We start from the raw sequence: 19,964 nt of genomic DNA on the forward strand, positions 1-19,964 counted from the left end.
CATTGGGGGTGAAGGACACCGTCGCCTGACCAGCGCCCGCAGCACTCGCGTGCACCCCGGACGGGGCCGCCGGCGCCGGCGGCACCGCCACCCCGGCCGGGGAGTTCAGGCCGGTGCCGACGGTGGTCTGCGCGCCGCCGGGCGTCACCTCCACCACCCGGTCGTTGCCGTTTTCGGCGATGAACAGGTCCCCGGCCGCGTCCACCGCCACCCCGAACGGCAAGTTCAGGCCGGTGGCCGGGACGGTGTTCTGCGCGCCGCCACCGGCCGGCACCTTCACCACCCGGTTGTTGCCGGCGTCGGCGATGAACACGTCCCCGGCCGCGTCCACCGCCACCTCTTGCGGGCCGCTCAGGCCGGTGGCCGGGACGGTGGTCTGGGTGCCGCCGGGCGTCACCTCCACCACCCGATTGTGGCCGAAGTCGGAGATGAAGACGTCCCCGGCCGCGTCCACCGCCACCCCTTCCGGGCTGCTCAGGCCGGTGCCGACGGTGGTCTGCGTGCCGCCGGGCGTCACCTTCACCACGCGATTGTTGCCGGCGTCGGTGATGAACACGTCCCCGGCCGCGTCCACCGCCACCCCGCCCGGGCCGCTCAGGCCGGTGGCCGGGACGGTGGTCTGCGCGCCGCCACCGGCCGGCACCTCCACCACCCGATTGTTGCTGTTGTCGGCGATGAACACGTCCCCGGCCGCGTCCACCGCCACCCCGTACGGGCTGATCAGGCCGGTGGCCGGGACGGTGCTCTGCGCGCCGCCACCGGCCGGCACCTCCACCACGCGACTGTTGCGGGTGTCGGCGATGAACAGCGGTGCGCTGCCCGGTACAGGGGCTGCGGCCGCGGCCGGGGTCGCGGTCAGCATCGTCAACCCCGCCCCACTCAGACACGCCGCCAGCAACACCGACATCGAACGTCGCACAACCCTACGGCCGACCGGCGCACCGGGGACCGCGCCGGGCGCACCCGCATTCACGTCATCGAACACGTCAACACTCCTGGAAGTAAAGGTGCCCCGGGCCGTGGACCGGCCGCGGAGAGAGCGGGAACAGCGCGCGGCACCACCGGGCCGGCGCCGAACTCAGGCCCGACCTGATCCCAGCCCCGCACAGGGCCGCGGTCCTGGCACGGGAGCGAGAGCGCACCCGTACCTGAGAAGCCATCACCACAACGCTCATGACGCCACCACCCACCCAGCCGCCCACCCGGCCCACAGGGACCCCCACCAACATCCACCGGGCCGCGCGCTGGTCTCACGGTCGGCGTGGGACGGGTACCGAGGCCATGGTGGGCTTGTGTTCTCCCGTTGTCGATGTGTGGGGCTGCCCGAACGACAAGCCGGCGATGACCCATCTCCGCCACCGCGGCGCGACGGCCTTTTCCTGAACTCGCCGCCGGGTAGCTGCCACGGGAGGACTCACGTCCCCTACCCGCGCACAGGCCGCTCGCGTCCTACCAGTCGAACCAGCCGGGTCAGCCGGCCACCGCGGCCGGTGACGGAGCCTGGCTGCAACGGCGTGAACTCGGCGACGCCACCGGGCTGGTGGATGCCACGCTCGACTGCCTCCGGGGTTCGGAGCAGCACAGCCCGGTGCCCGGCGTGGAGCATGCCGTGGGCGAACAGGTGCCTGGGGGAGCGGGCGCGGTGGCCGTGGTGCGGGAGCGGCTGCGGCGGCGGGGCGCAGGGCGAGTTGCTGGCGCCGCGTTTGCAGCGGGGCGAGCACACCGCGGTGCTTGGCAGGGACGCGGTGTAGGCGCTCGCGTGGGCCGGCCAAGGGCCGTGCGTCGCTGCGCGGTTACGATCCAGGTTTCTACCTCCCGGTTTGGGAGGACGACCAGGACACCGACTTCTCCCACCGCGTCCCTCTCGCTTGGGAGCTACCCTCGACACATCCCCGCAGCTGGCGCAACTGCGCGCTCCGCAGCGAGCACCTGCTGGGCCGCATCGCTCGGCATCGCGGCTCACGGCCGCCGGTCTTGGCACCCTTGCCCCCTCGGGCTACACCCCTGGTGGAACGCGGGAACTGGCAGCGCGCCGCGTCCGACTATCTGGCCAGGTCCGCAGTGGCGGGTCCCAGCTGCTTCGGATCACCAGGGAGTTCCATGCGTTCTCGTGTGTTGTGCGGTGCGGCCGCCGCAGTTGCCCTTCTCACCACGGGTTGCGGCACTGGCGCGAGACCGGGCGAAGCGGCGGTGACAGCTGGGGCGAGTGCATCCGATGTGGCGGCCTATCCCGTCAAGGTCAGCGACTGCGCGGGAGCGGAGACCACGTTCACGTCCGCGCCGAAGAAGATCGTCACCAGCAACGCTTCCAGCCTGGAGATGCTGCTGTGGCTCGGCGCGGGGGACAGGGTGATCGGTACCGGCTTCCCGCCCGGCGCGGGCACCATGCCGGCCCAGTTCGCCGACCAGGCCGCCAAGGTGCCGGTCCTGGGGCAGGCGGTGATCCCCAAGGAGAAGCTGCTCGGCTCCGGCGCGGACCTGTACGTCGATACCTTCGCCTCGATGGGATCGATGGGTGGCGGCATGGGGACGGCGCCTACCGAGCAGGAGTTCGCCGCTGCCGGGATCAAGCACCTCTACCTGCACTCCACGGCCTGCGCCACGATGGTCAAGGGACCGCAGCAGGACCTCTCTCAGGTTGAGGCCGACATCAAGACTCTGGGCGCGGTCACCGGCACCTGGGCCAGGGCGGATGAGCTGGTGGCGGGGATGGAGCAGAAGGTCGGCGTGGTGCGGACCGCTCTCAACGGCGGTGCTGCGGGCCCGGAGCCGTCGTACTTCTTCTTCGACTACGACGCCGGGACGAAGCAGCCGATGGCCGAGTGCGACAGGCAGGTCGCCAACGCGGTGATCGCCCTGGCCGGCGCGCGGAACATCTTCGGCGACTGCGACGGGGACTTCAAGGCGGTCTCCTGGGAGGACGTGGTCGCCAAGAACCCCGACTGGATCCAGCTCGGCGTGCGCAACCAGGGCAGCGACGCGGCGAACCAGAAGGCCTTCGATACGGCCGCGCAGTTCCTGCAGACCTTCCCGGCCACCAAGGGCCTCAAAGCTGTCCAGGAAGGCCACTTCGTGCGGATCGGCTCGGAGGTGACCACGATCGCCGGCGTCCGCGACGCCGACACCGTCCAGCAGATCGCCCACATCATCCACCCGGACCTGGTCAAGGACGGTCAGTAGATGACCGCCACATCTGCCGCACCCACCTCGGCCGCCGGCCACCGGCCCGTGCGCACCGTACGGGCCTCGCTGGTCGCCGCCGTACTGGCCCTCGCCCTGCTCGCCGCGCTCACCGTCGCGATCTCACTGGGCGCTGTCGACATCCCGGTGGGCGAGGTGTGGACGGTGGTCGGCCGCCGACTGGCCGGGGATACCCCGCAGCCGGGGACCCGCGACCTGATCGTCTGGCAACTGCGCGCGCCGCGTGCCCTGCTGGCGGCGGTGGTCGGCGCCGGGCTGGGCCTGGTCGGCACCGCCGTCCAGGCTCTGGTTCGCAACCCGCTGGCCGACCCCTACCTGCTGGGCATCTCCTCGGGCGCCTCGCTGGGCGCGGTCGCGATGATCGTGCTCGGCGCGGGGGTGGGTTCAGCTGCCGGGTTCGGCGTCTCGACGGCGGCCTTCGCCGGGGCGCTGGCCTCCTGGGCGCTGGTCTGGACGCTCGCCAGGAGAGGCGGGGGCTTCGCGCCGATGCGCCTGGTGCTGGCGGGGGTGGGGATCGGGCAGTTCATCTCCGGGTTCACCAGCTTTCTGGTGCTGCAGGTCGGCGACGACCAGCAGACCCGAGGTGTCCTGTTCTGGCTGATGGGCAGCCTCAGCGGCGCCACCTGGAGCCAACTCCCGGTCCCCACGGCGGCCGTGGCCTTGGGGCTGCTCGTGATCCAGGCCCGCGCCCGCTCGCTGAACGCCCTGTTGATGGGTGACGAGACGGCCGCCGGCCTCGGCGTGGACGTCACCCGGCTGCGGCGGGAACTCTTCGCGGTGACCAGCCTGCTCACCGGCGTGCTGGTCGCCGTCTCCGGGGCGATCGGCTTCGTCGGCCTGCTCGTCCCGCACGTCTGCCGCCTACTGGTCGGCGGCGACCACCGCCGACTGCTGCCTCTCTCGGCCCTGGCGGGAGCGGTGTTGCTGGTCGCGGTGGACACCATCGCCCGCACCGCGCTGTCCACCCAGGAGGTGCCGATCGGCGTGGTCACCGCCCTGATCGGGGCACCCGTCCTGCTCTACCTGCTGGACCGACGCCTGGAGCACAGTTGAGAATCACCGTCGAGGACCTGACCATCACCCTCTCCGGACGGGACGTGCTCTCTGGCATCCATCTGCTGGCCGCCGAGGGCGAGATCGCCGGACTCGTCGGCCCCAACGGCAGCGGCAAATCGACCCTGCTGCGCACCGTCTACCGGCACCTGAAGCCGTCGGCTGGCCGGGTGCTGTTGGCCGGGCGGGACCTGCGGGCGATGACGCCGGTCGAGGCCGCTCGGCACATCGCCGCGCTGCCCCAGGAACGCGGCGGCGACTTCGAGTTCACCGTCCGGGAGATCGTCGCGATGGGACGCGCCCCCTACCAGCGGGCCTTCGCGGGGGACGACGCCACCGATCGCGAGGTCGTGGCTTGGGCCCTGCGGCGGGTCGGCCTGAGTGGGTACGAGGGGCGGGGCTTCGCCGCGCTCTCCGGCGGCGAGCGCCAACGAGTCTTACTGGCAAGAGCGTTCGCCCAACAGCCGGACGTGCTGGTGCTGGACGAACCGACCAACCACCTGGACGTGAAGCACCAGGTGGAGCTGCTCGCCCTGCTGCGGGCCCAGCACCGCACGACGCTGATCTCGCTGCACGACCTCAATGCCGCAGCCTCGCTCTGCGACCGGCTACATGTGCTGCACGAGGGCGCGGTGGTGGCCTCGGGTCCGCCGCGCGAGGTGCTCACCCCGGAGCTACTGGCAGCGGTGTTCGGGGTGCGGGCGGCGGTGGTGGAGCACCCGCTCAGCGGTGACCCGCTGATCGCCTTCGACCATCGCGCCCCCGCCGCCACAGCCCTGCCCGGTCCGGCCTGAAGCAGCCGCCTACAACGCCGGGGCGCGGCGGTCCGCTCGTGTCACGGCGATCACGGTGTCGGGTGGCGGGGGTGCCCAGCGGGGGGCGCAGGGCATGCCTTCAGTAGCTGACCGCGAGCCCGCGGCCTGGTGCCGACCCGGCGCCCTATCCTCCAAGCGGCGGCGCTGCACGCGGCCGGCACCCTTGCCGCCTCGCCCGGGCACGCGGCCTGGCGACCAGTCCCGGTCGGGTGCCCGGGCCCGCCAAGTCCCTTCGCGTACTGCAGCACCGACGCCAGCGCCACCGTTCCCAGCGGGACCTCCGCTCGGCGAAGGACTCGTCCTCGAACAACGGGCAGGGTGCCCCTCGGATGTGGATCGCCAATGTTCGGGAGCGAGGCTCGCACCACCCGTGCGGTCAACTCCGGCACCTTGCCATCGTGCGAGACTCCAGCGACATTCGCCCCTGATCAACGACATGACAACCCCGACCGGTCGATCGAGAGGGGACGAGCCGACCGGGACGCGCAGTCGCGCGGTGCGGCCAGGCCTCTTCGGCTCTGGCCGCGGGGCCAGAGCCCGGATGACCGGTTCGTCTGGTCCGAGCTCCTGGTCTCCGCAGCTCCTCGGCCCGCCCCTCCCGTGTACCCGGGAAGCGACGGGCCGAGGACCTGCCCCCACTGACGGGACCCAGAGGCGCGCCCGGCGCATGGGCCGCGAGCAGCTCCTATCGGACGTACGTGATGACGATCGGGGGCCAGCCCAGTTGGGCCCCGACGTGGAGCTTGTCGTTGGGGCCGGGGGTTCCCAGGCTGATGATGCTTCCGGCGGCCGTTCCGACCGAAGAGCAGACTATGCTCCCCGCCGGCGGCGGGATGACGGCCTCGCAGAGCGCCACGGCACCCGTGGTGGCGCCCTTCTGCAGCAGGTTGTAGATCTGCACGGTGGTGGCGTGGTCAAAGGTGTAGCTCACCCCCGCCAGCGCCGCCTCCTGTGCGGAGGGGGCCACGGTGACCGTAGTTGCCGTACGAGCTGTGCGTGCCGCAGCGGGGGCCGTGGCGGCCATGGCGGTACCCCCGCTGAGGGCGAGCACCCCGGTGAGTGCCGAGACCGCGAAGATCTTCTTGAGCATGTCCATGACAATCCTCTCGTTGGGCGGTCGTGCTCGATGTCGATCTGCGAAACCGCCCCGCCTTGTCGCGCCGCCCGCGGTGGGGCGGGGCGGCCTCGCGCCGACCGTTACGCCCTGTCGGCGTGCATCACGTTGCCATGGGGCGAAAATGGATGTCAATGCCAACTAAAGTCGGCGAAGTGGACACCCAAAGTAGGGGGAGTCCGTGTCGGCCGGGCTTTCGGCCCAACGGCGGCGCCTCCAGGGCGGGGGTTGTTGGCTGCTGGCCGTCGAGTGTGCGCACGTGGGTTTGAGTGCGCGGGGGTTCTTTCGGTGGGTGAGTGTTGTCGAGCGTGTCTAATTCGCTGGAGTCATAGTGATTTTGACGAAGTGTCAGAAGCTGTGCTCACGTGCGGTCTGTCCGGTGGACGAGGGCGGTGGTCAGGCGTGACGCAGGAGAGGAAGCCGCGCCCGAGCCGCGCGGTTGAGTCAGCATGGCCAACCGGGGCGCGACTGCCAGTGCGGTGGTCGCGCCCTCACGGCGGTACCCTGCGGGGCCCCTCGATGCCGGGGCAGGAGCGCTGGGCGGCTTCGAAGTGGCTGGGCCGGCCAGCGCGCAGCACGAGGCGCCCGAGCCGCTCGGCGTCGCTGCGGTGCATCAACTCCCATCTGCCGTCGGCGCGGTGGACAGCGGTGGAGTGCCAGGGGGTGGTCCAGGTGTCCTTGGCGTCGAGCAGCTGGATGCCGAACTTGGCGCCGCCGCGCGGCTGGGGGTGAATGGACAGCCGCACCGAGCGGGTGTGGTGTTCGGCGATGAGGTCGCCCCAGGCGCGGCTGCGTTGGATGACGCCGTAGGCGCGTTGTCGGCAGTCGCGTTGCAGGGCGGATCTGGTGCCCTCGAAGCCGATGCTGTCCTCGGTCAGGAACCGGGTGATGCCCCGGTAGAGGGCCAGGGTCGCGTCGTCCGACTTCACCTCGGCGCGCAACTCTTCGATGGTGGGCGCGTACCGGGTGTGCACCCAGGTGCGCTTCTGGTCGTAGGGGAGGTGACCGAGGATGTCGCGCAGGTCGAACACCGAGAGGTGGTGGAGGTGTTCGCGTCGGATCAGGGCGGCCAGTTCGTCGCAGTAGGCGTCGATGTGCTGGTCGGGGACGTGGATCAGGTCGCCGAAGATGTGCCCGTCGGAGCAGATCACCATGCTTGCGCCGGGCGGGTAGACCCGCTGGACGGCTGAGCAGAGACTGTTGAGGAAGGTGAGGCAGAGGCGTTCGCCTTCGTCGGGGAGGTGGCCGAGGACCTTGGCGGGGCTGGGGGACTTGCAGGGGAAGCCGGGCAGGGTGAAGACGATCGGGTGGCCGGCGGTGACGAAGTCGGCGAGTTGGCAAAGCTGTTCGGGGAACGCTTCGACGGGCGTGGGGGTGTCGGGGTCGGTGGCGCGGCGGTGGGGCAGGAGCAGTTCCAGGATGGCGGCGCAGGTGCGCGCGATGGATGGCGCGTGCGGTGTGATGGTGGCGACGGGTGGCATGCGGTCCTTCACGAGGGCATGGCGCGATGGCGCCTCGGCGGCGTGGTGGTGCCGGGGCGTCTGGACGAATGGGTTCAGATGTTCAGGGAGCGTCAGGTGCGGTTGTCGTAGGCGACGGGCAGCTGGTTGACGCCGCGGGCCAGGACGGCCGGGATCCAGGCGAGTTCGTTCAGGTCGCCGGCGGGTCGCAGGCCGGGCAAGCGGGCGAGCAGCGTGCCGATGGCGACCTGGAGTTCGCTGCGGGCCAGCGCGGCGCCGGGGCAGAAGTGGATGCCGTGGCCGAAGGCGAGGTGGGCGTTGGGGGTGCGCTCCAGGTCGAGGGTGTCGGCGTCGGGGAACTGCTCGGCGTCGCGGTTGGCGGCGCAGAGCGAGACGATCACGGAGTCGCCGGCCGGGACGCGGGTGCCGTGCAGGTCGCTGTCCTCGGCGAAGAAGCGCCAGGTGGTGAGTTCGAACGCACTGTCGTAGCGCAGGAGTTCCTCGATCGCGCGGGGCATCAGCGCGGGGTCCTCGCGCAGTCGGGCGAGCTGGTGGGGGTGGCGGAGCAGGGTGATCAGCATGGTGGTGATCTGGTTGGTGACCGGTTCCTGGCCGGCGACCAGGAGCTGGAAGATCATCGAGTCCAGCTCCTGTTTGCTCAGCTCCCCGCGCTCCTGGGCGACGACGAGGCGGCTGAGCAGGTCGTCGCCCCCGTGTACGCGCTTGTGGGCGATGACGTCGGCGATGTAGATCTGCAGGCCGCGCAGCCTGCCCTCGTAGGCGGGGCGGGCGGGGTCCTGGGGGCCGACCGGCTGGACGACCTTGCCCCAGTCGCGGTCGAAGCGCGCCGCCAACTCGGGCGGCAGGCCGATGACCTCCGCCAGGACCTGGAAGGGATAGTGCGCGGCGAAGCCCTGGACGAGGTCTGCGCTGCCCTGGTCAGGGAGTGCGTCGACCAGGGCGTCGGCCAGGCGCTGGAAGCGCGGGCGCAGCTGCTCGATGCGGCGCGGGGCGAAGGCGTCCAGGATCAGGCGGCGCATGTCGGTGTGCTTGGGCGGGTCCTGGTGCAGCAGGTGGACCTGGAGCTGGGAGTGCTGGGGCTCGGGCATGATCGAGGCCAGGCTGCGCCAGTAGTCGTTGCCCAGGGTGTGGTTCTTACCCAGGCGCGGGTCGTTGAGTGTGTGGTGGGCGGCCTGGTAGCCGGTGACCAGCCAGGCGGCGATGCCGCTGGGGAAGCGGACCCGGTGGACGGGGCCTGCCGCGCGCATGCCGTGGTAGAGGTCGTAGGGGTCGCTCTTGTAGGCGGGGCCGTGCAGTGGGATCGGCTCGTGCGCGGTGGCGCCGGTGGCGCCGGTGGCGGGGCAGCGGGGCAAGGTGGTGGGGGACTGTGCGGGCTGGGTCATGGCGGCGGCTCCTTCGGGGCAGTTCAGAGGGCGAGGGCAAGGCGGTGGCGGTCGGGCCACAGGGCGAGGGCCAGCACCCGTTCGGGGCGCGGCCGGCGGGCCTGCTGGCGTTGGTTAGCGGGGGTGTCGAGGTCGGCCTTGATGACGGCTGCGTCGGCGCTGTCGCGGACCCGCGGCACGTCGAGCGCCTGGCGGGTGAGCTGCTGCGGGCCGCGGTCGTCCTGGCGGTGACGGGTGGCCAGGTAGTGATGCTCGGGCGCTACGGCACCGATTCGGGGGCGATGCCCGGGCCGATGGCGCGCAGCAGGCTCTTCCGCCTGGCCGCCGTAACTCTTCAGTGCCCAGGGGCTGTTGAAGGGGTATGTGAGGCGATGATCGCAGCGGGGGCCTGGGCCTGCGGGGCGCCGCTGGAGCTGGGCTTTGTTGTGGGCTGGCACCCAGGTGGTGATTGCACACATTGCGAGTGCTCTCCTTGGGATGGCGGGGGTCAGTTGGCCCGGGCGAGGCCGGCGGGGCGACGGCGGTGGAGGGCGAGCAGGAGCGCGGCCAGGCAGGCGGCGGCCGCGGCGAGTCCCAGTTCGGCCCGCACGCCGCTGGTGCCGGACCCGCCAGGCCCCGGGCGGCGGTGGCCAGTGCTGGGCCGAGGGTGAGACCGCGAGCGAGCTGGACGGCCGATTCGGCGGCGGCGATCCGCTCTGGTGGCACGGCGGCCATCGCCAGGGCCTGCACGCGTGCGCCGTACAGGCCCCCTGGTGCGGCATGCTCCGTCCCTCTGTCATGACGGACACCGTCGGGCGACGGTGTCCGTCACAGGAGTCGGCCGCGAACCGCCGGAAGTTCCGAACAGGCGAATGATCGCCGCACGGGCTTCGAACGAGCCGAGCTCAGCCGCCGGGCCGGGAGCGGCCCCTGCCGCGCCGGGCAGGCTGCCAGGTGCGCAGCCGCAGGCTGTTGCCCACCACGAGCACCGAACTCGCCGACATGGCGAGCGCGGCGATCATCGGGTTGAGCAGACCTGCCGCCGCCAGCGGGATCAGCACGGCGTTGTAGCCGAACGCCCACGCCAGGTTGGCGCGGATGGTGGCCGCGGTGCGCCGAGCCAGGCGCACCGCCACGACCAGCGACTCGATGTCGCCGCGCACCAGGGTCAGCCCAGCCGCCCCGATCGCGGCGTCCGTCCCCGAGCCGAGCGCGATGCCGAGGTCCGCCGATGCCAGCGCGACCGCGTCGTTCACCCCGTCGCCCACCACCGCGACGCTGCGCCCGGCCGCGCGCAACTGCGCGACCAGCTCGGCTTTGCGCTCGGGCGAGGCGCCCGCGTGGACCTCGCTGATGCCCAACTCCTCGGCCACCGCCCGGGCCGCGCCCGCCTGGTCCCCGGTGGCCAGCACGGTCTCCAGGCCCATGGCGCGCAGCCGGTGCACCGCGCGGTAGCTGCCCGGCCGCAGGCTGTCCCCGACCGCGAGGACCGCGGCCGCTCGCCCGTCCACCTCGGCGACCACCGCCGTCTGCCCGGCCGCCTCGGCACGCGTCAGCGCCTCACGCAACGTCCTCGGAAGCTCGGTTGTGTCGGGCCGCACCACGCGCACCCGCACACCCTCCACCGTTCCTTCCACACCCAGGCCAGGCCTCGCGCGGAAGCCCGACACCGCTGGCAGTGAGGGCCCGGCCGCGGTCACCAGTGCCCGCGCGAGCGGATGCTCGGAGCGCTGCTCGAGCGCGCCGGCCAGCCGCAGCACCTCCTCGAGCGCGAACCCCTTGGCCGCCGTCCCGCAGGCCAGCGTCATCTGCCCGGCCGTCAGGGTGCCAGTCTTGTCCAGCACCACGGTGTCGATCCGCCGCAGGCTCTCCAGCACCTCGGGCCCCCGCACGAGGACGCCGAGCTCCGCACCCCGACCGGTGGCGGCCAGCAGCGCGGTGGGCGTCGCCAACCCGAGCGCGCACGGGCAGGCGACCACCAGCACCGCGACCGATGCCGTCAGCGCCTGCGACGAGCCGGCCCCGGTACCCAGCCAGAACCCGAGCACGCAGACCGCGACGCCCAGCACGACGGGCACGAACACCCCGGCCACCGTGTCGGCCAGGCGCTGCGCGCGGGCCTTGCCGGCCTGCGCGTCGCTCACCAGGGCAGTGATGCGGGCGAGTTGGGTGTCGGCGCCGACGGCGGTGGCCCGCACCACCAGGGTGCCGTCGACGTTGAGCGTCCCGCCGCTCACCCGCTCGCCGGGGCCTACCTCCACCGGCACGCTCTCCCCAGTCAGCAGACTCACGTCGAGCGCCGAGTCGCCTTCGACGACCACCCCGTCGGTGGCGACCCTCTCACCCGGCCGGACCACGAACTCACCGCCCGGCAGCAGCTGCTCGATCGGCACCAGCCGCTCGAGGCCGTCCTCGCGCAGGCAGACCTCCTTCGCGCCCAGTTCGGCCAGCGCCCGCAGCGCGGAGCCGGTGCGCACCCGCACCCGGCCCTCCAGGAACCTGCCGCACAGCACGAACAGCGGCACCCCGACCGCCGCCTCCAGATAGATGTGCGCGCCGCCGCCCTGCTCAGCGGTCAGCGAGAACGGCATCCGCATGCCGAGGGTGCCGGCGCCGCCGAACAGCAGCGCGTACGTGGACCAGCCGAAGGAAGCGAGGACACCGAGACTGACCAGGGTGTCCATCGTGGCGTTGGCGTGCCGCAGAGCGCGCCAGGCCCGGGCGTGGAAGACGGACGAGCCGATCGTCACCACGAAAGCGGCCGACGCGAAGCAGGCCCACTGCCAGCCGCGCACCTGCAGCGCCGGCACCATCGACACCGCGATCACCGGCACCGCGAACACAGCCACCAGAACCAGCCGCAGCCGCTCGTCCGCGTCCGGCACGGTGGCGGCCGCCGGCGCACGTTCGGCAAGGGGCTCGGCGGTGCATCCCGCGCTCTGCACCGCGGCCACCAGTTCCTCGACGCGGACACCGACCGGGTGCAGCACCCGGGCCCGGCCGGTGGCCAGGTTGACCCCGGCACTGACACCGTCCAGGCGGGCCAGCTTCTTCTCCACCCGCGAGACACAGGCCGCGCAGGTCATCCCGCCCACGGCCAGATCGGTCGTCACCAGCTCCTGAGCGGCACCCGCCGGGGCGGACCCTGCGGCAGGAACGCTCATCGCGACACCGCCACAGCGGTGAGCGGGCGCAGTCCATCCACCCGCATGCCGGACATGTCATCGCCCCGCGGCCCCCGCACGGGCCCCGTCGGGCCAGACGCCGGCGGCCCCACCCACCGGCCAGCCGCATACGAGGCACCGAACAGCAGCACGAGCAGCAGGGCGAAGCCGAGCAAGACCCGGCCAGGCCGCGCCGCGGCGCGCGCACCGGACACGGGTGTGGTCATCGAACTCAATGCGATCTCCAGGTCATGGTCCGCCGACGCCGGGAGTGAGGCGTCGGCGGACATCAATTCGAAACAGCAGAACGAGGCAGCCGGTCAGGCGGCCACGGCCGCACGCCCACCCGGCCGGGAGAGGGCCGCGCCAGCGCCCAGCGATCCCGGACAGGGCTCGTCCTCGCACTCCGCCGAGCGCAGCAGCGCGACGAGCTGGCCCCGGGCCCGGGCGACCCGCGAGCGCACCGTGCCCACCGGACACCCGGCCACAGCCGCGGCCTGCGCGTAGCTCAGCCCGACCACCTGGGTCAGCACGAACGCCTCCCGCCGCTGGGCCGGAACGGAGGCCAGCAGGTCGGCCAGCACCACCTGGTCCTCGAAGCCCACCACCGCACACACCTGGAGCTCGGCAGCCTCCTCCCAGTCGGATAGCGCCGCGCACCGCGGCCGGGCCGCCGCACTGCGATAACGGTCCACCACCGCGCGCCGGGCTATCGACAGCAGCCAGGTGCGCGCCGAGGACCGGCCGGCGAAGGCAGGCAGGCCCCGCAACGCCCGCAGGAAGGTCTCCTGGGCCAGGTCGTCGGCGGAATCAACGTCCGTGAGGTGCGCCACGAACCGCCACACATCGCGATGCGTGGCCCGCACGAACGCCTCCACGTCCGCCGCCCGCCCCCGCCCGGCGGCCAGCGCCAGGGCCGTCAACTGCTCGTCATCCACGGCGCACCTGCGACCGCCAGGCCTCGGTGGCCGCCAATGGCACTACCACCGCGTACGCCTGATGGAGGAGCATGAGCCCATGACCTGTGCCGACTACCGCGCCGCGATGTCCGCCCACCTCGACGGCGAGTTCACGGACGACGACGGCCCGCCGCCAAGCTCCTCGCACCCGACGCGGTGTGCCGACTGCGCCGGCTGGCTGGCCGGTGCCCGGCGGCTGCGCGCACTGACGCTGGCCGCGCCGGGGCCCTGCCGGCACCGTTCGCAGCGGCTCGTCGCCGCTGTGCTCGATGCGCTCGGCGCCGATGAACGGGTGGGGAACAGCGGTACTTCTGTTGTTCATGAGGGGTCCTGACAGCAGGAACAAGGACGGCACCGCACCAGCGGAACCGTCGAACAGGCAACGGCGCACCACACCACCCACCCGGACGCGGCCAGCGCCCATCACGACGCGACCCCTTTGATCAGGACGCGCCATGGGCCAGGCAGCGGCGCAGGCACAAGCCGGACGCCGTGTTCACGGTGGTGTGGCGGCCAACTCCCGTGCGTCATCCGGCCGACGCGGCCGGCACGCAGGGGTGACCTGCCCGCGCGCACACCGGACAGCGCCAGCGAACCGCACGAAAAAGCGCGGCTGACGCAGGGGCACGGGATGTGGCGGGCGCTCTAGAAAGCCATGGCGGCGCGGGGCGGCCCACGCCGTACCACCGCGTACGAGAGCACCGCCAGGCGCGGGATCCGCAGGTGACAGGGCCTGGGGCGCATCAGCGCCGACGGTTCACACCCACGCGCGGTGAGGGCGAGCAGCGCGAGAACCGGCAGGAAAACCTCGGCCAGCGCGCGCAGCGCCTCGAACAGGCCGGTGATCGCCGCTTCGCCCCGCCAGAGCAGCAGCGCACAGGCAAGGGCTGCCAGCAGGTGGGCGATCACCATGCCCGCGGACAGGCCGCCCACCAGCGGCGTCGAACCCATGCCGACCATGCCGTGCACGGAACCCGCAGCCGGCATGCCGCTCATGTTCGCCATGCCGGCCATCGGAGCCATGGCATTCGAGCCCGTGACCGGCAGCATGCCGGGATCCAGGCCAGCCATCCTGGCCAGAGCACCCGGGCTCATCCCGGCCGGGTTCACACCACCAGGCGTACAGAGCAGCAGGTTCACCCAGTCAGGCCCGCCACCGACCACCCGGACCGGCCCGGCACCCACCGACGCGGTCGCCTCGAACAACACGTGCAGCGCGCCCTGGACGGCAACCATCCACCCGCTGATCACCGCAAGTCCGCGCCGGTGCCCGGCCAGAAGCCAGGTGCTGCCCGCCGTCCCGGCGAACGTCCCCGCCAGCACCGGCCCCGGCAGCGCGGCATCGGACATGCTGACGTGCGCGGCGGCGGCCAACGCCACACACAAGATGGCGAAGACCACGGCGCGCAGCATGCGGATCTGCCAGGTCGTCACAGTGCCCACCATCCTCGCACCCGCCCCGCCCGGCAGTCCGACCGCCTCCCGATTTGACGGGCATCCGCGGCCGGGTACGGCTGCGCAAGGACCAGCGGCAACCACCACACGCATAAAGCTTCCACCAGGGGACCTCACCATCGCCCATGCTCGCCTCCTCGAGGTCCTTGAGGAGTTGCTCGACGATGGCGTGGTCCTTGATCTTCTTATCCGCGATCATGGCCGTCGCGGGAGAGGTACTGGCGCAGGGCGAGTAGAGGTTCAGTTCCTCCGCCACACACTGCCGCACCGGCTCGATGGTCGCTCCGGTCCACGTCGCCTTCTGCCCAGCGCCGCACCCTCAAGAGCAGCGGCCCGTGCTGCGCCCTCCGGCACCTTGGCCGCCGAGCAGGTCGGGCGCGAAGGGAAGTTGGCGACGTGTTCGAGACCGGGCGGGGACCAGCAGGTGGGGAGCGAGCGTGTCCGGTACGGGGTCATCCCCACGCCGTGCGGGGCACAGGGCGCAATCGCCCGATCAGGGTAATGATCCCCGGTGTACGGGGCCAAGAGGCGGGGCCGTGTCCCCGATCGGGGTCATCCCCGTGTCTGGTGGGGCCGTCGGGGCAGGATCGATCGCGCCATCCGTCAGAGTCATCCCCGTGGCGGGGCCGATCCGTCGGCACGGTCCTTGGTGCTTTCAGGAGTGGAGCATCCCCGCCATGCGGGGCCGACAGCCGGCGCGACCCGATGCCGATACTCGCTCCCGGGTGTTCTCTCGTGTGTGGGGATGTGACCGGGAGGGCGGCGGGATGGATACCTGCTGGACCGCAACGTATCTCGTTACAGGTTCAGTACTGTGCACATCTGCCGGAGTGTCGGTGCCGTGGTCGCTCGGACGTCCCTATGACGATCAAACGGTCACACCAGCAAAGGCGTTGGCTGGCCTGGCTGCAGCAGGGGGTGGGGAGTCGCAGGACGGCTCCCGAGTACGGCAGCCACCGGCCCTGCGCGGCATGCCAGTTCATTAGCTCGTGGGTGCCAGCGCGGAGTCGGTGCGGACCAGGGTCTGCCGTCCGCGCCGATACTTTTTCGGCGGCTGGCCGGGCCAGGCGGGCAGCGGCGATATGGTCGGCGGCCGTGTTGCTGCCCTCGTTTGCGTGCAGCGGCGGACCTGTAACTCGATGCACGGGCGGCGCTGTCCTGCCGCGCTGTCATCAGTTGGCGCCGTCGCTCCGGTGGAACCAGAGGTTGTGGAGGAGCGCGTCAGCCACGACCGTTCATGATCGCGGACTGGGTGACGCTCCGTAGTCCTGGTCCGGAAACGTGATCCAGAACCACGGTTCAGCCGCCGCCGACACGGACCGGCAACCGTACCCCCACGCCCACCGGCCCCGTAGAGGTCCATCGGACCGCGCCCGGTCCAACTATCCTCGACACTCCGGCAGACATGAGGGACATCAAGGCCGCCACGAGATATCGTCACAGCTCGGCAGGTAGCGGCCAGCCGATCCGCAGCCCACACACTGCCTTCCGGCATGCTCCGTCCGCGAACGGCACGGTGGGCAGCACCACGCGGCCGCGCAGGCCGACCGGCCCCGCACACGCGGGGATGATCCTCGACCCACCGCCCTGCACACGCGGGATGACCCCCGAGGCTGCACAACCATCGCAGAGCCCCGCCCCAGCTCGCGGGGATAGCCCCAGACAGGCCCACGCCCTGGACGCATCGGCCCTCACCGCGGGGGATCACCCCACTGGCTGAACGCTCCATCCTGCGATTGGACACCTGGAGAATGTGACATACGAGCCCGGAGGAAGCAGTTCTTCGGGAATCAAGAGCACGATGTCAACGGCCGTTCAGTTCGGCTGAGCTGCCCCGGGTTTTGTGGAGTCTGCGATCATGTGATCTGTGGGGCTTGCTCCACTCTCGTCCGGTAGGCCTGCTCCTACTCGTCTGGGGGACGTAGCCAAGGGGGAGTGGAGTCGGTCCCGGTGTACCACCCGACCCACTGGAAGACGCCTCGCTCGACCTCGTCGAGATCCCGCCACGGCCCCTGACGCTCGATCAGTTCAGCCTCGAACGTGGCTTTCAACGCCTCGGCCACCGCGTTGTCGTCCCAGTCCGCGCCAGAACCGACCGACGCCGAAGCGCCGAATGCGGCCAATCGCTCTGTGACCTGTCAGCCCACGGATCGGCGCGAGTAGGCGTCCAGGACGAACGCGAAGTAGACCCAGCCCTGCCAGGTCCGCACGTAGGTCAGGTCGGCCAGCCATAGCTGGTTGGGCCGTTGGGCGGCGAACTGCCGGTTGACCAGGCCCGGCGGGCGAGGCACGGGGATGGTGGTGCGCCGGCGCCGGCCGCGGATGACGCTTTCGACACCCCGCGCAGGTGCAGGACATCGAGGCCGTGGAGAGGTACCGTCACAGCCCGGCAGCGGCGACCTCGCAGCACGCGGATGCTTCCGACGGGTGGCGCTCCCAGTCGCCACGGCACGACCCTGCCCCGCACGCGCGGGGATCTACCAGGACGCGCCTTGCGCCCCGCAACCCTGTCAGGGCTAGCCGCAGGCGTTACGCGACTTCGCGACTGCATTGGTGCCGGTGGCCAGGGATCCCGGGTAGCCCCACCCTGTGTCCGGGATCCCGGCACCAGTCACCGAGCAGTCAGCCGGAAACGGCCTGGTACAGGCCGCGCCCGCTGCGCTCCACCTTGGCCGCCTTCGCCAGGCGCTCCAGAGAGGTGCGTACCGCGTTGATCGAACCGCGGCTCTCCTCACGTCCCAGGGCCGTGTTGACCTCCCCCGCCCGTAGCGGGGCCGGGGCCTGTGCCAGATGGTCCAGGATGTCCTGCGACAGCCGAGATGTGCGCCGGACGGCGCCAACGGGCACCGGCTTCGGGGCGGCGGGGCTCTTTTTCGCGTTGGTCCCCCTCGCCACGGATCGCGAACCGCTCGAGCGCCCCGTCGGCCTGCCCCCTGCCGCGGCCTTGGGCGAAGCGCTGTCGCGCGAGGCGGACGGCTGCTTGCCCGAGGCGCTCTTCGAACCGCGGCGCCTGGGTGGCACCGTACCTGGCGCAGGCACCTCACCGGCCGCCTCATCTGCTGCCGGCCGTCCGCCCCCCGCGCCCGCCTCGGGCAACATCGCGGCGTCGGAAAGTGCCTGAAGGCTCGTCAGAGCCGAGCGCACCGCGCCCAGGCGCGCGGTGACTACCGCCAGATCCTGCTCCAAGACGCGCTGGCGCTCCTCCAGGCGGGGCAGCTCTGCTGTGAGCAGCGCGATGGTGGACTCCACGCCACCGGGCATATCGGATGTCGATGCCACGTGTTCTCCTGTTTCGTCATGACTGACACGATGGCCACGAATGGCCATTGCCCCGAACTCTACGACGCCAACCCGCCACCGTCCCCGCCCCCGACATCCGCGAACAGGACCAACCCACGACAGCAGACCGCCGCTCCCCAAGAAGTCCTGGCAGAGACGTTGGACGTGTCACTGGGTGAGTGGGCAGGAGACAGAGCCGAAGAAGGCTTCGTGGATGTCGTCGCAGATCTCCCGGCGGATGCGACGTCGTCTGACAGCGAGGATGTGCGTGGTGATGTTGTCGGCGGATCTGGCCCTTCGCCCGACTGACGCTACCGGGTCCCGCATTGATCCAGGCCGCCGAGCCGGAGCACCGCCATCGCCCGGGTTGCGCGCAGTGTGCCGTGGTGTCCGCTCGAAAGCAGGTGGTCGCCGTGCACCTCGCGGTGTGGACGCAGGTCGGCAGCGCCATGAGCACGGGTAGCGCCGTGAACGGACAGACTGTTATGGCCATCGCCCGCCGGGTGCGCGCGGCAGCCCGTGCGGCCAACTCCGTGGCCGTGGCCGCGATCTGCCCGGCCAGCCGGGGCTGTCTGGCGATGGTGGCGTTTCAGCGTCGCACCGCGCTTGGTCCAACTATCCTCGACACTCCGGCAGACGTGAAGGACATCAAGGCCGCCACGGGGTATGGTCACAGTTCGGCAGGTAGCGGCCTTCCGGTTCGCAGCCCACACACTGCCTTCCGGCATGCCCCGTCCGCGAACGGCTGTGCGGTGGGCAGCAACAGGCGGCCGCGCAGGCCGATCGGCCCCGCACACGCGGGGATGACCCGACGCGTGCCGCAGCTTGGGGGAACCTCACTCTCCCGGCCGCTCGACCAACCGCCCCGCAACGCGCGGGATGACCCCTGTCAGAGTTGTCTTTCCAACCATGATCGCTGCGTTTCCGCTGGTCAGGCATAGAACGGGTGCTTTCGTGGGAGTTGTGGCCTGTCGGGCTGTCGTTCCCTGGGGAGGTCGTGAATGCCGTCAGTGGTCGGGCTGCTGGAAGAGCGTGAGTGTGCTGCTCGTCGTCGTGTGGACGGGCTGCGGGAGGCCGACCGTATCCAGGCCGAGTTGGCCGCGGCCGAGCGGGAGTGGGAGGAGTGGGCGATCGCCCGCACGCGGGTTGACGCCGTGTTGGCTCCGGAGGGCGACAGCCCTGCCGGGCCCCAGGCCTGCCGGGCTTCACGAGAGGCGGATGCGCAGCCGGTGCGGCCTGGGCCTGCGGATGCGGCGAAGCCGAGAACGGTGGTGCCGGTGTGGCGCGTGGGGCTGGCCTGGTCGGTGTTGTCGGTGGACTACCAACGCATCCTGCGCGCGCTCGCGGACTGAGATCGGCTCGGTCAAGGGCCGCTGACCTGCCGAGAGTTGACTGTCGGCTTCGGCCTGGAGGCGGTGCCGGCCAGGGTGGAGGCATTGCGGTCGAAGGCGAAGCGCCTGGTGGCCCGCGGCTGGCTGACCGAGCCCGCACTGGGCCGGTTCACGCTCGCGAAGGATGTGGCCGGGCCAGGCGACGACTCATGAGCAGCGTCATCGACCAGTGGACCATCGCCTCGGCGCTGACCGTGCGGTGCTCGAAGCCGCGCACCAGGCGCCGGGATCGCAGCAGGTGCGCGAAGAACCGCTCGACGATCCACTGTTTCGGTAGCACCACGAACCCCTTCTGGCCGTGCTGCGGGAAGTGCCCGAACGGCAGTGGCGGGCCAGAGAGATCGCCGAGCTCGTCGGTGACGTCACCCTCGTCACCACCTACCGGCAACTCGCCCGCTGGACCGAAAAAGGGCTGGTCAAGAGAGTCCGCACCAGCTGCTAGGCGGCAGCCGCGCCATCGGCGTCCGTTGCCTTGCAGCCACACCCAAAACGCTAACTTCCCGGCCTTGGGGGAACGTCACTTCGAGGGACAGGCCTGCTCTGGCCGGGCGGGGCGCTCGGCTCGTGCGACGGCTGCGGGTGTTCACAGCTGCGGGCGGTGGCATCCATAGGATCCAGGACCGGGAGTCTGTCGCGTGGGAGGGTGGGGGCGGGCGTAACCACCTGGTGCTTGCGCAGGTGCTCGCAGCCG

General features: G+C 71.5%; 16 protein-coding genes and 2 pseudogenes. 6 read left to right on the forward strand and 12 right to left on the reverse strand.

Going from position 1 to position 19,964, the window contains the following annotated elements; translation table 11 throughout:
* Positions 1-862, reverse strand: an 862-nt coding sequence (locus ABH937_RS36810) for a hypothetical protein (RefSeq protein ID WP_370220751.1), incomplete at its 3' end; no start/stop codon positions are given.
* A gap of 1,238 nt (positions 863-2,100) precedes the next feature.
* Here ABH937_RS36810 and ABH937_RS36815 point away from each other — a divergent pair.
* From ABH937_RS36815 to ABH937_RS36825, 3 genes are read left to right on the forward strand one after another with little or no spacing between them, the layout of a single operon-like run.
* Positions 2,101-3,180, forward strand: a complete 1,080-nt coding sequence (locus tag ABH937_RS36815) for an ABC transporter substrate-binding protein (RefSeq protein WP_370220752.1) — start codon at positions 2,101-2,103, stop codon at positions 3,178-3,180.
* Entirely contained in the window at positions 3,181-4,254 is a 1,074-nt protein-coding gene (locus ABH937_RS36820) for a FecCD family ABC transporter permease (protein ID WP_370220753.1), read from the forward strand.
* Positions 4,251-5,048, forward strand: coding sequence for an ABC transporter ATP-binding protein (locus ABH937_RS36825; RefSeq protein ID WP_370220754.1), 798 nt, complete (start codon positions 4,251-4,253; stop codon positions 5,046-5,048). Before ABH937_RS36820 ends, ABH937_RS36825 begins: the two co-directional genes overlap by 4 nt.
* Positions 5,049-5,754: 706 nt before the next feature.
* On the opposite strand, the gene ABH937_RS36830 is transcribed toward ABH937_RS36825, so the two are convergent.
* From ABH937_RS36830 to ABH937_RS36855, 6 genes are all read right to left on the reverse strand, one after another.
* Entirely contained in the window at positions 5,755-6,165 is a 411-nt protein-coding gene (locus tag ABH937_RS36830; RefSeq protein ID WP_370220755.1) for a hypothetical protein, read from the reverse strand.
* A 509-nt stretch (positions 6,166-6,674) separates the two neighbouring features.
* Positions 6,675-7,664 (reverse strand): L-tyrosine/L-tryptophan isonitrile synthase family protein, encoded by a 990-nt coding sequence (locus ABH937_RS36835; RefSeq protein ID WP_370220756.1) that lies wholly within the window; start codon positions 7,662-7,664, stop codon positions 6,675-6,677.
* Between the two features lie 92 nt (positions 7,665-7,756).
* Positions 7,757-9,046 (reverse strand): cytochrome P450, encoded by a 1,290-nt coding sequence (locus ABH937_RS36840; RefSeq protein ID WP_280694794.1) that lies wholly within the window; start codon positions 9,044-9,046, stop codon positions 7,757-7,759.
* 23 nt (positions 9,047-9,069) lie between these two features.
* Entirely contained in the window at positions 9,070-9,225 is a 156-nt protein-coding gene (locus ABH937_RS36845; protein WP_280694795.1) for a hypothetical protein, read from the reverse strand.
* A gap of 705 nt (positions 9,226-9,930) precedes the next feature.
* Positions 9,931-12,189: a heavy metal translocating P-type ATPase gene (locus tag ABH937_RS36850; RefSeq protein WP_280694796.1), complete on the reverse strand. Its 2,259-nt coding sequence runs from the start codon at positions 12,187-12,189 to the stop codon at positions 9,931-9,933.
* Positions 12,190-12,509: 320 nt separating this feature from the next.
* On the reverse strand, positions 12,510-13,127 hold the full coding sequence (locus ABH937_RS36855) for a sigma-70 family RNA polymerase sigma factor (RefSeq protein WP_280694797.1): 618 nt from the start codon (positions 13,125-13,127) through the stop codon (positions 12,510-12,512).
* Positions 13,128-13,206: 79 nt separating this feature from the next.
* On the opposite strand from ABH937_RS36855, the gene ABH937_RS36860 reads away from it, so the two are divergent.
* Complete coding sequence (locus ABH937_RS36860; protein ID WP_280694798.1) at positions 13,207-13,482, forward strand: hypothetical protein; 276 nt, start codon at positions 13,207-13,209, stop codon at positions 13,480-13,482.
* A 311-nt stretch (positions 13,483-13,793) separates the two neighbouring features.
* Here ABH937_RS36860 and ABH937_RS36865 read toward each other — a convergent pair whose 3' ends face one another.
* From ABH937_RS36865 to ABH937_RS36880, 4 genes and pseudogenes are all read right to left on the reverse strand, one after another.
* Positions 13,794-14,582: a hypothetical protein gene (locus ABH937_RS36865; RefSeq protein WP_280694799.1), complete on the reverse strand. Its 789-nt coding sequence runs from the start codon at positions 14,580-14,582 to the stop codon at positions 13,794-13,796.
* Positions 14,583-15,547: 965 nt separating this feature from the next.
* Positions 15,548-15,766 (reverse strand): annotated as a pseudogene (locus ABH937_RS36870) (IS1380 family transposase); the annotation flags it as partial.
* Between the two features lie 975 nt (positions 15,767-16,741).
* On the reverse strand, positions 16,742-16,894 hold the full coding sequence (locus ABH937_RS36875) for a DDE-type integrase/transposase/recombinase (protein ID WP_280694800.1): 153 nt from the start codon (positions 16,892-16,894) through the stop codon (positions 16,742-16,744).
* A 331-nt stretch (positions 16,895-17,225) separates the two neighbouring features.
* Entirely contained in the window at positions 17,226-17,852 is a 627-nt protein-coding gene (locus ABH937_RS36880; protein WP_280694801.1) for a hypothetical protein, read from the reverse strand.
* A gap of 1,031 nt (positions 17,853-18,883) precedes the next feature.
* Between ABH937_RS36880 and ABH937_RS36885 the strand changes: the two are divergent.
* Positions 18,884-19,426, forward strand: a pseudogene (locus ABH937_RS36885) (hypothetical protein).
* Here ABH937_RS36885 and ABH937_RS36890 read toward each other — a convergent pair.
* On the reverse strand, positions 19,383-19,553 hold the full coding sequence (locus ABH937_RS36890; RefSeq protein ID WP_370147044.1) for a hypothetical protein: 171 nt from the start codon (positions 19,551-19,553) through the stop codon (positions 19,383-19,385). The pseudogene ABH937_RS36885 and the gene ABH937_RS36890 sit on opposite strands and share 44 nt — an antisense overlap.
* A gap of 30 nt (positions 19,554-19,583) precedes the next feature.
* Here ABH937_RS36890 and ABH937_RS36895 point away from each other — a divergent pair, with 30 nt between their 5' ends.
* Positions 19,584-19,715 carry a hypothetical protein gene (locus tag ABH937_RS36895; protein WP_280694802.1) on the forward strand — a complete coding sequence of 44 codons (132 nt, stop codon included), beginning with the start codon at positions 19,584-19,586 and terminating at the stop codon, positions 19,713-19,715.
* The last annotated feature ends 249 nt before the right edge of the window (positions 19,716-19,964 follow it).

Source organism: Kitasatospora sp. GAS1066B (assembly GCF_041262605.1).
Lineage (GTDB): Bacteria > Actinomycetota > Actinomycetes > Streptomycetales > Streptomycetaceae > Kitasatospora.